The organism is Frankia tisae (assembly GCF_025403405.1).
Classification (GTDB): Bacteria; Actinomycetota; Actinomycetes; order Frankiales; family Frankiaceae; genus Frankia; species Frankia tisai.
Map to the genome: position 1 here is coordinate 1 of NZ_JANEZT010000169.1, position 13,795 is coordinate 13,795.

General features: G+C 69.0%; 14 protein-coding genes and 2 pseudogenes. 6 read left to right on the plus strand and 10 right to left on the minus strand.

Going from position 1 to position 13,795, the window contains the following annotated elements; translation table 11 throughout:
- Window positions 1-40 precede the first annotated feature (40 nt).
- Genes NBZ85_RS16975 through NBZ85_RS16985 form a run of 3 tightly spaced genes read right to left on the minus strand, consistent with a single transcriptional unit; the run spans window position 41 to window position 1,521 of the window.
- On the minus strand, window positions 41-244 hold the full coding sequence (locus NBZ85_RS16975) for a hypothetical protein (protein ID WP_261562208.1): 204 nt from the start codon (window positions 242-244) through the stop codon (window positions 41-43).
- Window positions 245-301: 57 nt separating this feature from the next.
- Window positions 302-1,228, minus strand: a complete 927-nt coding sequence (locus tag NBZ85_RS16980; RefSeq protein ID WP_261562209.1) for a hypothetical protein — start codon at window positions 1,226-1,228, stop codon at window positions 302-304.
- The gene (locus tag NBZ85_RS16985) at window positions 1,225-1,521 is read right to left on the minus strand and encodes a hypothetical protein (RefSeq protein ID WP_261562210.1); all 297 of its coding nucleotides are present in this window, start codon (window positions 1,519-1,521) and stop codon (window positions 1,225-1,227) included. Before NBZ85_RS16985 ends, NBZ85_RS16980 begins: the two co-directional genes overlap by 4 nt.
- Before the next feature lie 1,211 nt (window positions 1,522-2,732).
- Between NBZ85_RS16985 and NBZ85_RS16990 the strand changes: the two genes are divergently transcribed.
- The 3 genes and pseudogenes from NBZ85_RS16990 to NBZ85_RS16995 form a co-directional block, all read left to right on the plus strand.
- Window positions 2,733-2,870: a hypothetical protein gene (locus NBZ85_RS16990; RefSeq protein ID WP_261562211.1), complete on the plus strand. Its 138-nt coding sequence runs from the start codon at window positions 2,733-2,735 to the stop codon at window positions 2,868-2,870.
- Between the two features lie 826 nt (window positions 2,871-3,696).
- Window positions 3,697-4,062 (plus strand): annotated as a pseudogene (locus NBZ85_RS33785) (ice-binding family protein); the annotation flags it as partial.
- Between the two features lie 29 nt (window positions 4,063-4,091).
- Window positions 4,092-4,679 (plus strand): annotated as a pseudogene (locus NBZ85_RS16995) (ice-binding family protein); the annotation flags it as partial.
- Between the two features lie 61 nt (window positions 4,680-4,740).
- Here the strand turns inward: NBZ85_RS16995 and NBZ85_RS17000 are convergent.
- The gene (locus tag NBZ85_RS17000; RefSeq protein WP_261556777.1) at window positions 4,741-6,186 is read right to left on the minus strand and encodes a matrixin family metalloprotease; all 1,446 of its coding nucleotides are present in this window, start codon (window positions 6,184-6,186) and stop codon (window positions 4,741-4,743) included.
- A 161-nt stretch (window positions 6,187-6,347) separates the two neighbouring features.
- Complete coding sequence (locus NBZ85_RS33790; RefSeq protein ID WP_261556776.1) at window positions 6,348-6,686, minus strand: hypothetical protein; 339 nt, start codon at window positions 6,684-6,686, stop codon at window positions 6,348-6,350.
- 600 nt (window positions 6,687-7,286) lie between these two features.
- Here NBZ85_RS33790 and NBZ85_RS17010 point away from each other — a divergent pair.
- Entirely contained in the window at window positions 7,287-7,571 is a 285-nt protein-coding gene (locus tag NBZ85_RS17010; RefSeq protein ID WP_261556775.1) for a hypothetical protein, read from the plus strand.
- A 77-nt stretch (window positions 7,572-7,648) separates the two neighbouring features.
- Here the strand turns inward: NBZ85_RS17010 and NBZ85_RS17015 are convergent, their stop codons facing one another.
- The 4 genes from NBZ85_RS17015 to NBZ85_RS17030 form a co-directional block, all read right to left on the minus strand.
- Window positions 7,649-7,837 carry a helix-turn-helix domain-containing protein gene (locus tag NBZ85_RS17015; RefSeq protein WP_261562212.1) on the minus strand — a complete coding sequence of 63 codons (189 nt, stop codon included), beginning with the start codon at window positions 7,835-7,837 and terminating at the stop codon, window positions 7,649-7,651.
- A gap of 3 nt (window positions 7,838-7,840) precedes the next feature.
- Window positions 7,841-8,830, minus strand: a complete 990-nt coding sequence (locus NBZ85_RS17020; RefSeq protein WP_261562213.1) for a D-alanine--D-alanine ligase family protein — start codon at window positions 8,828-8,830, stop codon at window positions 7,841-7,843.
- 87 nt (window positions 8,831-8,917) lie between these two features.
- A complete protein-coding gene (locus NBZ85_RS17025) occupies window positions 8,918-10,102 on the minus strand; it encodes an aminotransferase-like domain-containing protein (RefSeq protein ID WP_261562214.1) in 1,185 nt (394 codons plus the stop codon).
- Window positions 10,103-10,247: 145 nt separating this feature from the next.
- Entirely contained in the window at window positions 10,248-10,625 is a 378-nt protein-coding gene (locus tag NBZ85_RS17030; protein WP_261556772.1) for a hypothetical protein, read from the minus strand.
- A 193-nt stretch (window positions 10,626-10,818) separates the two neighbouring features.
- Here NBZ85_RS17030 and NBZ85_RS17035 point away from each other — a divergent pair, with 193 nt between their 5' ends.
- Both NBZ85_RS17035 and NBZ85_RS17040 read left to right on the plus strand, forming a co-directional pair.
- Window positions 10,819-12,048 (plus strand): helix-turn-helix domain-containing protein, encoded by a 1,230-nt coding sequence (locus NBZ85_RS17035; RefSeq protein ID WP_261556771.1) that lies wholly within the window; start codon window positions 10,819-10,821, stop codon window positions 12,046-12,048.
- A 223-nt stretch (window positions 12,049-12,271) separates the two neighbouring features.
- The gene (locus tag NBZ85_RS17040; RefSeq protein WP_261556770.1) at window positions 12,272-13,639 is read left to right on the plus strand and encodes a lamin tail domain-containing protein; all 1,368 of its coding nucleotides are present in this window, start codon (window positions 12,272-12,274) and stop codon (window positions 13,637-13,639) included.
- Between the two features lie 68 nt (window positions 13,640-13,707).
- On the opposite strand, the gene NBZ85_RS32710 is transcribed toward NBZ85_RS17040, so the two are convergent.
- Complete coding sequence (locus tag NBZ85_RS32710) at window positions 13,708-13,785, minus strand: excalibur calcium-binding domain-containing protein (RefSeq protein WP_308205189.1); 78 nt, start codon at window positions 13,783-13,785, stop codon at window positions 13,708-13,710.
- Between the last annotated feature and the right edge of the window lie 10 nt (window positions 13,786-13,795).

A 13,795-nucleotide genomic window follows, 5' to 3' on the forward strand; every position in this document is an offset into this window, starting at 1 on the left:
CCCCAGAAATGACAAAGCCGGCGTGGGGACGCCGGCTTTGTCATTTCTGGGGGGTGCGGGCGGCAGCGCCGAGCCGGCCGACGACGGCCATCCACCGGCCGCGGACCCGAGAGGCGAGCAGCGTCCGCAGATCGACGGGGAGCTCCCCGTCGGGGTCAAGCGCCGCGGCCCAGTAGTCGACAGTTCCCGGGCCGGCGGGGGGTCTGCGGGGGGGCGGTGCGGCAGCGGGCGGCATGGCGATCACGCTGCCTGACCTGCGCGGCCAACGAATCGTGGCAGCGTTCGTTGACCGCGATCGGCCTCAGACGGCATCCGTGGAGATGGCCGTCCGGATGGCGGCGAGGTCGCGGCGCAGTGTCCGGGCGGCCTGGCGCAGATCCGTCCGGGTGAGGGCGGGCAGACCGCGGGCGGTCATCTCGCTGTTCAGCCGGCGGGCGGAGGCGTCGAGGTGGCGCCCGGAGCCGGCGAGCAGGTCGGCGACCTCCAGCCCCGGATAGCGGGCGAGCACGGCGCGGAGAGCGTCCCGGCGGAGTTCGGCGCCGCGCTGCTGCGCGCCCGGGCGACGCTGTCCCCCACCGGCGTACGCGAGGCGCTGCGGCGGGGCCAGGCCCACCGCAGCCCTCGCCCGCGTCACCACCGCGCGCCGCAGACCGGCCGCCTCTCGCTCCGCGGCCCCTTGCACCCCCGGGCGGTACCGGACGGACAGGCCGTCGGGGGCCGCGCTGTACGGGGTCACAGGCTGGAGCGCCTCGGTGAGGAGCCGGGGCGGCTGCCACAGGTCGACGTCCGCGGCGAGCAGGGCCGCAAGGGTGATCCGGTCCCCGGTCCAGGACGGCTCGATCGGGCTCCCAAGGCGGGCGAGCGTCGCGGCCACATCGTCCGCCAGGCAGATCAGCCCCGCGAGCTCGTCGACCGCGGCCCTGCGGGCGTCCATGCTCATCGACCGCCACGGCCACAGGTTGCCGACGAGAGATCCATCCGGGGCGATCAGACCGACGCGATACAGCGGGGCCAGAAGGGGCACCGTCAGGGCCGGCTGGCCGAGCAAACTCCCTACCGTCACGAGGTCCAGGAGCGGGCGGGCCTCGCTGATCACGTAGGGCGTCAGCGGGTAGCCCACCCAGGAGACTGCGGTGGCGAGGGCGGACTCGACCACCCGGGGCACGGTCGGGCCATCGACCCAGGTCGTGACGGACGTGACGCCGGGGTCACGGGCGGGCGGAGTCATGCGGCGTCCCCGGTGCCGGAGGCCTTCCGTCTCGCGCGGGCCTGCGACGAGCGGAGGGCCAGCGTTGCCATATGGGCCCGGTGGAGGTGTTCGGCCCGACGGTTGATCTCGGCGCCGTCCAGCTCGGGATGCTCCGCGGCCACAAGCCGCTGCCAGTAGGGGCGCTGCGCGGGGGTGGCCGCACTCGCGGCCCGGGTGCGCTCCCGGGGGTCGTGGTGAGCGTGGGAGGTGTGCGCGGCGATCTGGGCGCGTAGGCGACGCTGAGCCGCGGTGAGGGGCTGGCGGGCGGTCATCGGCCACCGTCACGGACAGTAAATGACATCGATGTGATTTTGGCGTCACACACCGATTCGCGTATCATATTGTAGTGGTTTCCTTTGGCGAGGGAATCGCGAGTTACCTTCGGGTGATTCGGCGATTGGTCGGTGCTACCAACACCGGCCTTTCGTCGTTTACAGGGTGGAGACCTCCGCTGCGTCAGGCCCGCCGCGCCGTTTTGCGGCGTTCGCGCTTCGGGCCGCATGAGCCGGCGCGAGAGCTGCGCGGCGCTGCTCGGCGGTGAGCTTTGACCAGCGGCTTTCGTTGGCTCGAGTCATTGCCTGGGCAGTTACCCACCGACAATGATCACACCAACATACGGCCTTTGAGGGCATGCGGAATCCATTCGATTGGAACCCGTTAAAGGATACGGAGAATACCGCGCGGAATGCGAACGATCCGCGGATCGCCATTGTCGTTTGACAGTGGCCACGTTACACGGGCCAGGGAGCGAGGGGGTGGCAAGACGGTCTGCGGAGAGTGGCCATCGCATCCAACTTTCTATCAATACATTTGATACTGCGATCGATCTCTTACCGTCCGTCGACACTTGCAATCGATTGCTTACCATTGGTCAAGCAAAAGACAACGGGAGGCCACAGAGATTAGGTCGCGAAGGTGGTCCTTCGGCGTGTTGGCCTATATCGAGCCCTTCGTCCTCGTCGCGGGACGCATGCAATCGATCTCAAGCTGCTAGCAGGTTGAATACGTCACATCTTCGCCAAGTCGAGGACGGAGCGCGTCAACATGCAGGCGGCCCTGCGCCCCGCAGGTGCGCGAGATGCCCCTACGTCCGCCGGGCGGACCTAGCCGATGCGCTCTCCGCCCGCGTGAGTTTAGGGCTATCCGTGTGTCCATCCTGCTACGGGCAGTAGCTTTCGAGGAGGCTCGAAAGATGTGGCCCGCAGGCCCGCGGTCGCTGCCCGTGGCGTATGCCGTGGATACGCCACGGCGGGGTCCGATCTGGCCCGGACCCTTCACCTCGGGTTCATCGGGGTCTTCAGCGGCCCGGTAGACGCTGCGAACCCGCTCGTAGGTGGACGGGGAGATGCCGAGCTCACGGGCGACGATCGTGGAGGGGTTGCTGGCGGCAACTTCCGCATCAGCTGATGCGGAAGTTGAGCGGAGATCGTTCCTTGCCCCCTGCCGCTCCCGAGCCTTCGGTGCCTCCAGCGCCTCGAGGGCCATGCCCAACGACATCAGTGACGAGTGGATCGAAACCCACCGCTATTTCGGCCTGGAAATCCTCGCGAAAGTCGACGCGGGGAACACGCCGGCCGACACACCCGAGATCAGCGTGACACCCGAAGCACTCACCGCCTAAACTAAACTTAGGATCACGCGGAGTCACTCTCCGTACACCACGCCGCTGGACGTGACCCCGGACCCGGGGAGCACCCAAGCCGGCCGCGTTCGACGGCGTCCGTCCGGTGGACGCCGCGCCGTGCCTGCGGTCCGAGCTCGGGGCTGTCGACGCTGGACGGCATCGCCGAGCTACGAGCCCGACTCGCGCGGCCACTGCGATGACCGGCCGCGCGATGGGTGGGGATGGGTGATCGTTTAGTCAGCGCTCAACTTTTCGACTCGCGGTCGGCGGCGACCTGCGTCTTTGCAGGTCAAGCACGTTGGTGGCCCCGGAACGCCTTACAAGCGAGTGGTCGCAGGTTCGATCCCTGCCGCGCCCACGCGCTGGCTCCGCCTGCTCGCTGATCTTTGATCAGGCTCGCCGCCGGCCGTTATGTCTGTTGGGGGGCCGAGCCCCCCATGCCCCCACGGCGGCAACCGGGGCGCTCGAAAGTCGTGAATCGCCGCAGCTGTAGCAACGGGTGTAGCAACGGGCCTGTGGCCATCGTGGGGAGCATCTGGGGTCGCGCGCCGGCACACCCGCCGGGTTCGACGCATCCTTCCCAGTTCGAGCTACGGCGGCTTACTCGAGGTCGCCCGTATCCGACGGCTCGAAGGCCGCGCGGACTACATCGCCGGGCTGTGGAGACCTGCGTGCACGGTGCGGCGGACCGGGGGACTCGCGGTGACCGCCACACGGTGACCAGGCTGGCTGGTCGGGGAGGTTGGCACGGGAGATCTCGCCGGTGAGCGTGGCGATTCCTGGCCGCCGCAGACTGACCCGGGCGGTCGTCAGCATCGCTCTCATGGTCGCCGCCGGCGCGCTGGTCGTCGGCGGTCAGCCCCGGGCGCAGGCCGCGCACATAGAGCGGCCAGCGCCAGTCGATATCGGATCGGTCGAGAACTTCGCGGTGCTTGCCGCGGCGACGGTCACCAACTCCGATGCCAGCCACATCGTCGGTGACATGGGCGTGAGTCCAGGCACCGCGGTGACCGGGTTCCCCCCGGGCACCCTGGACGGGACAATGCACGGCGGCGACCCGGTCGCCGCCCAGGCGCAGTTCGATCTGAACATCGCGTACAACGACGCCGCGGCGCGCGCCCCTACCGTCTTCGTCTCCGGCGACCTCGGTGGTCTGACACTCGCCCCGGGCGTCTACAACTCGATCTCCTCGCTCGGCCTCGCCGGCCACTCACCCTCGACGGCCAGGGTCACCCCAATGCGGTCTTCATCTTCCAGGTGGGAAGCACGCTCATCAGCGGGGCGGACGCCCGGGTGGCGCTCGTCGGCGGAGCCCGGGCGTGCAACGTCTTCTGGCAGGTCGGTAGCTCCGCCACGCTGGCGGCGAACTCGGTAATCGCGGGCAATGTCGTGGCCGATCAGTCGATCACCGCAGCGGCGGGCACCAGCATCAACGGCCGGGCACTGGCCCGCAATGCCGCGGTGACCCTCGCCAACAACGCGATCACCAAGGCCGACTGCGACCTCCCGGGCACGCTGGAGATCTCCGCCCCGACCGGAGTGGTCAGCCTGGGCGCCGTGCCCCTGAGCAGCGCCCAGGTCTCGGGTCGGCTCGGGACCGTCACGGTCACCGATGCCCGGGACATCGACCCCGCCGGGTGGATCGCCACCGTCAGCAGCACCGGCTTCGTGCCCGGCCCGAGCAGCATCAGCCCCTCGAACGCCTCCTACAGCCCCGGCGAGGTGACGTTAACGGGTGATGACGTGGTCCTGACGGCGACCGATGTCCCGGAGCTGTCAGACCCTGGCGGAGTCGTATCAGCTTGAGAATGTGATCGCGGGTGGCGCCCCACCTCGAGTGGCGCAGACAGGGGACGTCAAGCGGTGGTCAGGAATTCCAGTAGGTGGACCAGATGTGGTTGTCGAAGCCGATGACGAACAGGTCGAGATTGCCGGGTGCTCGTGACACGGCGGCGAGTTGTTGTTTGTCGCGGTCGAAGACGGCGTTTCCTGGTAGTGGGAACCAGTCGGGTGCCCAGCCGGTTCGGTCGTTCCAGTAGGTGGACCAGATGTGGTTGTCGAAGCCGATGACGAACAGGTCGAGATTGCCGGGTGCTCGTGACACGGCGGCGAGTTGTTGTTTGTCGCGGTCGAAGACGGCGTTTCCTGGTAGTGGGAACCAGTCGGGTGCCCAGCCGGTTCGGTCGTTCCAGTAGGTGGACCAGATGTGGTTGTCGAAGCCGATGACGAACAGGTCGAGATTGCCGGGTGCTCGTGACACGGCGGCGAGTTGTTGTTTGTCGCGGTCGAAGACGGCGTTTCCTGGTAGTGGGAACCAGTCGGGTGCCCAGCCGGTTCGGTCGTTCCAGTAGGTGGACCAGATGTGGTTGTCGAAGCCGATGACGAACAGGTCGAGATTGCCGGGTGCTCGTGACACGGCGGCAATCTGCTGCTTGTCGCGGTCGAAGACGGCTTTCCCTGGCAGCGGGAACCAGTCCGGCGCCCAACCCTTGCCACCGTAGATCTGCCGGATACCCGCAATGTCGTCGACGGTCAGCTCGCGGCGGATCCCACCGTAGTAGGCGTACATGACCGCCGCCGGGTCGGCGGAATGGTCGAGGCCGATGCCGTGCCCGATCTCGTGAAGGGCCACCGTGAGCAGGTCGGTGCCGCTCGCCGGAGTGTCGGTCGTCCAGGTCTCGGCCTCGTCGAAATGCAGGTCGCCGGCGAACGAGCCGCCGCCGGGCGGGGGGGAAAAGCAGTGGGCGAGCACGCCCGACGGCCCGTCGAAGGCGTTGGTCTTACCGTCGCCGTGCTCACCGGAGAACCACCCGATCAGGATGTCGCCGCCGGTGGTCACCTCCTGGAATGTCAGCGGCACGACGGCGGACCAGCGCTGGAACGCGGCCTTGACCGCGGCCTGCGCGTCCGTGGCCTGAAGGTCCGAACCCGAGTTTTCGAACCGGTAGGTGATGGTTGACTTGTCCCAGTGGCTACCGGATACCACGAAGGGCTGCGGGCCTTCCCCGGGTACCAGGTCGGGAACACCGCAGCGGCGCCTGCCCATCAGTCCGAGTGTCTTGGGGCCGACCACTCCGTCGGAGACGAGACCGCTCTGCTTCTGGAACAGCCGCACGGCTTGTTCGAGTGTCTCGTCGAAGGACTGCTCGTCCGCGATCGCGGCCGCAACCGCCGGTTGCCAGGTTCTGTACTCGGCAAGACCCTCGTTGGGAAAATATCCGAAACGCTGCAGATAGTTGTAGAGTCTCTGGACGTCGGTTCCTGTGCTTCCTAGCAAGAGCTGTCGGGCCGGAAGGCGGTCCGGAAGTGTCATTTTTCCCCGTTCCTGAGCGCGGCCGGTGCCGCGACAGCCTGATCTTCAGCGGCCTGTCGGTAGATGTCAAGTCAAATGAGACAGTTGGTAGTCTCGGTTGGCTTGGGACTTGCGACTGGCTGGTTGATCCATACGATGTCGGCTAGGGTCTGTTAGGGCAGTCATTCGTCGATCGTGGCGATGGTGTCTGTTGCTTTGTAGCGAACGGAGAGTTCGTCGTACTGAGCCGCGACAGCCCGGTGGCGCTTCAACCGGTTGATGCCGCACCCCACGGCGTGGCGCTGCTTGTAGGCGTCCTTCCTGAACCACGACGTGAAAATCATCGACGTGATCCACCTGCATCCCGCGACGACGGCCTTCCCATGTTGATGCGTCTCGCGACCGCCGGCGATGTTCCCGCCATCCGCGACGTGATCCTCGCCCGCAGCGCGTGGCTCGAAGATCGCGGCTGGCCGGCCTGGCGTGCCGAGGCCGACAGCCTCGCCCAGCAGGCCGACCACACGCCGACCACCGACAGCAGCATGTGGGTGCTCGGCGACGACGGCCGCATCGTCGGCTGCACCACCGTGCAGACCTCGGCGCCACCGTGGGGATGGATCGACCAGGAGTTCGCCGAGCCGGCGTCGTACCTCTACACGACCTGCACCGATCAGACCTACGAGACGATCCGACCTACGAGGCGATCCGACCAGGCACGCTCATCGCCCGATGGGCCGTCGACCACGCGGCCCGGCTGGGTCGCAGCTGGGTCCGTCGCGGTTGTGCCTTCCCCGGCCTGGTCGACTACTACCAGCGGCAGGGCTGCACTCTCCAGCACGCGGTCCCGCGCACCCACCGCACCGTCTACCTGCTGGCACGACCCGCCGAGCTCCTCCCCAAGCTGCGCATACCTTGCAGCGGTACCCTGCCCCGGCAACCCGGCAACCCGGCAACCCGGACGCGTGGGCGCCCGGGTACGAGGGGACCGGATTCGGAAAAGCGTCCGCTGCCGGGAACGCCGGATGAGCGTCGGCAGGGCCTGGTCTGATCTTGGAAATGGCGGGCGGAAATCCTGGCCGACGGAAGTCGACGGAAGTCGGCGGAAGTCGAGGACATCACACATGAACGAAAGCGCGGGCCCTGAGAGCGAAGCCCCTACCCATGTCGTCGACGCCTACGAAGGTGCGCTCCACGCGATCCGGGATCTCCGCGAGCACGGCGTGGTGATCGTGGACTTCCGGGCAGCGGAGGAGCCGATGCGCGCACGAATCGCAGACCTTCTCAACGGCGCCGCCCTGGCCAGCGGAAACTCGCCCTTCAGGCTATCCGACAACCTTTTCTTCCTGACGAGCGGAAGATCGCCAACTCGGGCGGAAATCAACAGATACCGAGATTCTGCTCGATGACCAGGCACTCGTAGGTCGCCCGGAGTAAACGCCCGCCACTGCGGCCCGGGAATTGCCGTCGCCGTTTTCGATCTGGCTCACCCGCCCCGGGAGACGCCCATCACGTCGGCCATCTGGTGCTGGGTCAACCCGAGCCGTTTACGCTCCTCGGCAAGGTGAAAAGCGCTGACCCAGGCTTCGGTACGCGCCCGCTCGACGGCGAGCGCCTCATCGTCGCCGTCGTGCAGGTCGGCGCGAATGTCCGCCCAGTCGTGAAACTCGGTCATGCGTCATCGTGGCCCCGGCCGCGCCCGGTTGGTGGCGCGGGCGGCGAGGTCGCGGCAGACCACGGCGAAGTCGAGTCCGGCGGCGTGCAGGCCCATCGGCCAGGTGCTTGTGTCGGTCATGCCGGGGGCCACGTTCACCTCCAGGAACTGCACGTTTCCGGCCGCGTCGACGATCATGTCGGTGCGGGACAGGTCCCGTAGGCCCAGCACGCGATGTGCGGTGATGGCGGTCTCGGCGGCGGCGCGTAGCACCGCGTCGTCGAGGCGAGCCGGGGTGAAGAAGGCGGTGGCGCCCGCGGTGTACCGGGCCGCGTAGTCGTATACCCCTGCGGCCGGCTCGATCTCGACGGCGGGCAACGCGACCGGCCCGGTGCTGTCGCTGTCGCTGTCGCCGTCGCCGAAGTCGATGACGCCGACGGCGATTTCGACCCCGCTGACGGCTCGTTCGATCAGCGCCGAGTCGTGGTAGCCGAAGCAGGCCATCAGTGCCTCGGCGAGCCCGCTGGCGTCGTCGACGCGGCTGACCCCGAACGCCGATCCGCCCGCGCGGGGCTTCACCACGACCGGTAGCCCCAGCCGGGCCACGATCCGTTCGATCAGCGCGGCGGCGCCCAGGTCGTGGAACGCCGCGCGGGGCAGCGTCACCGCCGCCGGTGTCGCCACCCCGGCGGCGGTGACGGCCGCCTTCGCCGTCGCCTTGTCGAACGCCACCCGGCAGGCCGGCGGCGCGGCACCCACGTAGGGCAGGTCGTAGAGGTCCAGGACCTCCCGGATCGTGCCGTCCTCCCCTGACGTGCCGTGCAGCACGGGGAACACCACGTCGGGCGGGTCGGCCGCCAGCGCGGGCAGCGTCGCGGCGTCGACGTCGGCCAGGTCGGCGTCGACACCGATGCGGGTCAGCGCGTCGCGTAGCCTTCCCCCCGAATGCAGCGACACCTCCCGTTCGGGCGACAGCCCGCCGGCGAGGATCAGCACACGGCCCAGATCAGTCATCGTCGCGTCCTTCACGGTGTCGGGCACATCATGGACGGTCGGCGACATCATGGCCGGGCGGCGACGGTGTCACGGGCGGCGACGGTGTCACGGGCGGAAGGTGTCATGCAGGTCCAGCTCGTCTCGGACGACCCTGCCCAGCCTGCCGACCCCGTCGCGGATGCGATCAGGGGGCGGGTAGCAGAACGACAGCCGCATGCTGTTGCGACCCGACCCGTCGGCGTAGAACCCGGCCCCGGGAACGTAGGCGACCCGGGCGGCGATCGCCCGCGGCAGCATCGACCTGGTGTCCATCCCGTCCGGCAGCGTCAACCAGACGAAGAACCCGCCGTCCGGGCGGGTCCAGGTCGCGCCGGCGGGCATCGACTGGGCCAGGGCGTCGAGCATGGCGTCGCGGCGCTCCCGGTACATCTCCCGGAACACCTTCACCTGCTCGGCCCACGGCTGGGTCGCCAGATACCGCTCGACCACCAACTGGGTGAACATCGACTGCGACAGGATTGCCGACTCCGCGGCCAGGACGAGCCGGGCCGTCACCGGCGCCGGGGCAAGCGCCCACCCGACCCGTAGCCCCGGCGCCAACGTCTTCGAGAACGACCCCAGGTACACCACATCGTCGGGGGCATCGGCGCGCATCGCCCGCACCGGCTCACCCGTGAACGACAGCAGGCCGTACGGGTTGTCCTCGACGACCAGCACCCCGGCGCGCCGGCAGATCTCGATCACCTCGGCCCGCCGCGGCGGCGTCAACGTGATTCCCCCGGGGTTCTGGAAGGTCGGCACCGTGTAGAGCAGCTTCACCCGGGCGCCTTCGGCGGCCAGCCGTCCCAGCGTTTCCGCGAGCGCGCTCGGAGACAGTCCGTCGGCGTCCATCGGGACGTGGACGATCCGCGCCTGGTAGGCCGCGAACGTGTTGATCGCCGTGACGTAGGTCGGCCCCTCGGTGACGACGACGTCGCCGGGATCGACGAACACCCGGGTGAGCAGGTCCAGCGCCTGCTGCGATCCCGCGGTCACCACCACATCGTCGGGACGGGCGTCGGTGATGCCCTCCATCGCCATCACGTCGCAGATCCGCGCACGCAGATCCGGATCGCCCTGCGCCGAGCCGTACTGCAGGGCCACCGCCCCCCGGCTCAGCACCAGCTCCGAGACGGTCGCCGCGACCGCCTCCATCGGGAGCGCGTCGACCGCGGGCATACCCCCGGCGAGCGACACGATCTCGGGACGGGAGGCGACCGCGAACAGCGCCCGAACCTCGCTCGCGATCATCCCCTGGGCGCGCTCCGCGTACCGATCCCGCCACCGATCCCCAGTCACGCCCCGCGACACTACCCGCCGTGCCCGGGCCCCCGCACACCCTGACGCCCGGGTCGGGATGTCGAACGTAGAGATCACGCCCAAAGGTGTGTGATCTCTATGTGGGCTCGGTGAGGTGGTTGATCGCGCTGCCGCGGACGGCGGCGCAGATCTGGCGCCACGTCGCAGCCGGGATCTTGACCTGATGGCTGCCGAGGTAGCCGTAGCGGAGATGGACGTGTCCGTCCCGCTCGGCAGCGAGGCCGCCACCGGCGGCGGTCCAGGGGGTCCAGGCAGCGTTCAGTCGGCGGAACGCCCCCCGGTCGCCGGCGCGGATCTCCGCTCGTAGCGCGGACCAGACCGGCCCGGGTATCCGCAGGTCCGGGCCGGGGGAGGCGGTGTAGTTGATGGCGACGGTCTCGCCGTCGCGGGCGAACGCGATATCGGGGGCCGCACTGGGCCGGCGCCAGATGAGCTGGTCCGGGGGGCTGGCCATCATCGCTCCTGCGGGGTGGGGGTCCGGCGACCCGCCGGTGCCGGATGATCCGGGTTCCTTGCCGACAAGTGGCAGTCTGTGTATGTGACCGGGTGACTGCCATGCGTGCGCATGATTCGTGCTGTGCTGTGCCGCGCTGTGCGCCGCTGTGCCGTGGGCCCGGCGTCAGCCGCACGGGGAGGAATGGCTACGGGTGGACGAGGACGAGACAGGCGCGGCGGCGCTGGGCCGGCGGATCCGGGCGCGCCGTGGCCGGATGAGCCAGGACACTCTGAGTAGACGGATCGGTTTCCACCGCACCCGGATCTCCAAGGCCGAGAACGGGGACGTGCCCTCCGCCGACCTGTGTGCCGCACTCGACGACTACTGGCAGACCGGCGGGGAGCTCGCCGGATGGCAGGCCCGGCTCGAAGCGGGCAGAGGCGGTGGCGGGGCGGCCGAGACCGACCGCAGGCAGGTCTTCGAGCTCTCCGCGGCCGGGCTGATCGCGGCGGACACCTACCGGCGGCGGGCCCGGCTCAACCCCGACGCGCTCACCCTGGCCGAACTCGATGATGCGGTCGACGGCCATGCGGCGGTGTTCACGACCACCCCGCACGCGGTCCTCGCCCCACGGGTGTACCGCACCTGGCAGTCCGCCGAGCGACTCCTCGACGCGGGTGCCAAGTCCAGGGCGCAGGTGAATCTCACCCAGATCGCCGGTTACTCGGCGTACATGTTGTCGCGGCTGGCCTTCAATCTCGGCGATCAGGCCGCCTCGCGGCGGTTCGTCGCCCAGGCCGGTGATCACGCCGACCAGATCGACGACCCGGTTCTGGCCGCGTCGATGGCGGCGATGTCCTCCACCCTGGCGTTCTACAGCCATCAGTACACCGAAGCCGTCGAGATCGCCCGCCGGGCGCCCGATCACCCCTACACCCGGGCCAGGCTCGCCGCCTACGAGGCGCGGGCGCTCGCTGCCCTCGGCGACCCCACCGGCACCCGCGAGGCGCTGAACCGGATGCGGCGCGCCGTGATCGACGTGCCGGCCCGGCCGGGAAGCTCGCCGTTCGGGCCGGCCACGGCCGAATCCTTCACCGCCGGCGTCCTCGCCCGTCTCGGCGCGGGCGACGAGGCGGAACCGCTCGCCCGCGCCGCCGTCGACGCCTTCGACCGAGAACGGGCCGTCGGCTTCGAAGATCATGGTCATGCCGTCGTGGTCCTCGCGACCACCCTCGTGCGCCGCGGGCGTCCCGATGCGGCCGAGGCGGCCCGGCTCGGGATGCGTGCCCTGGCGATCCTGGCCGCGAGCCCGACCTACACGATGATCAGCCGCGCGGGACGGCTCGCCACCGATCTCGCCGGGCATGGCTCCCTGCCGGAGGTCGTCGACTTCCGGGAACGACTCACCGCTGTTTCCCGTCCCGCTTTGATGGACGGCTGACCCTCGATATCGGCGAGTCGCTCCCTCCCGAGTGGAGGCCGCGCGGCGCCGGCCCCGGTGAGCCCGTCCTGGATGGTAATCCGTGCTGCCCGAGCTGTTGGTTGCGCGTTCAACGCCTGGTCGTCGGCGTGCAGGAAGATCCGCGAGGAATGTGAATTCGCCGCCGCCTGTCGGTGACCCTACACAAGGAGCAGCTGCTTTGCATAAATACTCGCGTAGGAAAGTGCGATTCGCCGTTGCCGCAGTTCTGGCCGTCGTCGCCGTCGGCCTTTTCGGTATGCCGGCGGTGGCGCAGGGGCCGGCGGACGTGCGGATCAACGAGGTCGAGTCGAGCGGTGGGTCACCCGGGGACTGGGTGGAGCTGGCGAACATCGGTTCGGCAGCCGTGGACATCTCCGGCTGGGTGGTCAAGGACAATGACAATTCTCATGTGTTCACAGTGGCGTCGGGTACGTCGCTGGCGGCCGGGGGGCATCTGGTTCTTGATGTCGATCCGGTGTTCGGCCTGGGGAGTTCCGATTCGGTGCGGCTCTATCAGCCGGGTGGCACGACGCTGGTAGATTCCTACACGTGGACCTCGCATGCGTCGACGACCTACGGGCGCTGCCCTGACGGCACGGGTTCGTTCACCACGACCGCCTCGTCGACCCGTGGCGCGGCGAACGCCTGCCCCCCCGCCGCGTGGCCGGGCGGCTCGGCCGTCTCCGTCGCGGACGACGCGAACGTGTTCGGCACGAACCTCAGCGGCCTGTCCTTCCAGAGCTCCAGCGTGCTGTGGGCGGTGAAGAACGGTCCTGGCACGCTCTACCGCCTCGTGCCGAACGGTGCGAAGTGGCAGCCCGACACGACCGGCGGCTGGTCCGCCGGCAAGGCGCTGCACTACGCAGGCGGGACCGGTGATCCGGACGCGGAGGGCGTGGTCACCACCCCTGACGGCGTGATCGTTTCCACGGAACGCGACAACAACAATAGCAACGTCAGCTCGCTGAAGGTCCTCCGGTACGACGCCTCCTCCACGGCCACCTCGCTCAATGCGACCGCCGAGTGGAACCTCACCGCCGACCTGCCTTCCGTGGCGGCCAACAGCGGACTCGAGGCCGTCTCGTGGATTCCCGACTCGTACCTCACCGCACACGGCTTCCACGACGAGCACACCAACACCGCCTACGACCCGGCCGCCTATTCCGGTCACGGCAGCGGGCTGTACTTCGTCGGGCTTGAAGCCAACGGCACCGTCTACGCCTACGCGCTCAACCAGAGCGGCGGCGGGTACACCCGGATCGCCACCGTGGCGAGCGGCTTCGCCGCGGTCATGGACCTCGAGTACGAGCCCGCGACCGGTCATCTGTGGGCGGAATGCGACGACACCTGCCAGGGTCGTACCGCGACGCTCGACATCAACGCCGCCGGCCGGCTCGCCGGCACCGCCGTTTACGCCCGCCCCACCGGAATGTCCAACTACAACAACGAGGGATTCGCCATCGCGCCGCCGGGGACCTGCTCGGCCGGGCACAAGCCGGTCGTCTGGTCCGACGATGACAACGACTCCAGCCACGCGCTGCGCAGCGGAACACTGACCTGCACAAGCTGACCTGCACAAGCTGACGCCACGGCTGGGGCGGGCGGTACTGTAGGGCCCGCCCGCCCCAGCACCGAATGTCATTCGCAGGCGATCCCGTCGTTGTCGCGGTCGAGACGTGCGGCATAGCCGGGGTCGCCACGGTGAAGGGGAGCCACTCCGGCGGCC

What these genes read in the sequence shown, in the direction of transcription:
- NBZ85_RS17020 (WP_261562213.1), bottom strand. Translation starts at nt 8,830, where the DNA reads ATGACTGATCTGGGCCGTGTGCTGATCCTCGCCGGCGGGCTGTCGCCC.
- NBZ85_RS17025 (WP_261562214.1), bottom strand. Translation starts at nt 10,102, where the DNA reads ATGATCGCGAGCGAGGTTCGGGCGCTGTTCGCGGTCGCCTCCCGTCCC.
- NBZ85_RS17010 (WP_261556775.1), top strand. Translation starts at nt 7,287, where the DNA reads ATGAACGAAAGCGCGGGCCCTGAGAGCGAAGCCCCTACCCATGTCGTC.
- NBZ85_RS17000 (WP_261556777.1), bottom strand. Translation starts at nt 6,186, where the DNA reads ATGACACTTCCGGACCGCCTTCCGGCCCGACAGCTCTTGCTAGGAAGC.
- NBZ85_RS16980 (WP_261562209.1), bottom strand. Translation starts at nt 1,228, where the DNA reads ATGACTCCGCCCGCCCGTGACCCCGGCGTCACGTCCGTCACGACCTGG.
- NBZ85_RS17015 (WP_261562212.1), bottom strand. Translation starts at nt 7,837, where the DNA reads ATGACCGAGTTTCACGACTGGGCGGACATTCGCGCCGACCTGCACGAC.
- NBZ85_RS17030 (WP_261556772.1), bottom strand. Translation starts at nt 10,625, where the DNA reads ATGGCCAGCCCCCCGGACCAGCTCATCTGGCGCCGGCCCAGTGCGGCC.
- NBZ85_RS16985 (WP_261562210.1), bottom strand. Translation starts at nt 1,521, where the DNA reads ATGACCGCCCGCCAGCCCCTCACCGCGGCTCAGCGTCGCCTACGCGCC.
- NBZ85_RS16990 (WP_261562211.1), top strand. Translation starts at nt 2,733, where the DNA reads ATGCCCAACGACATCAGTGACGAGTGGATCGAAACCCACCGCTATTTC.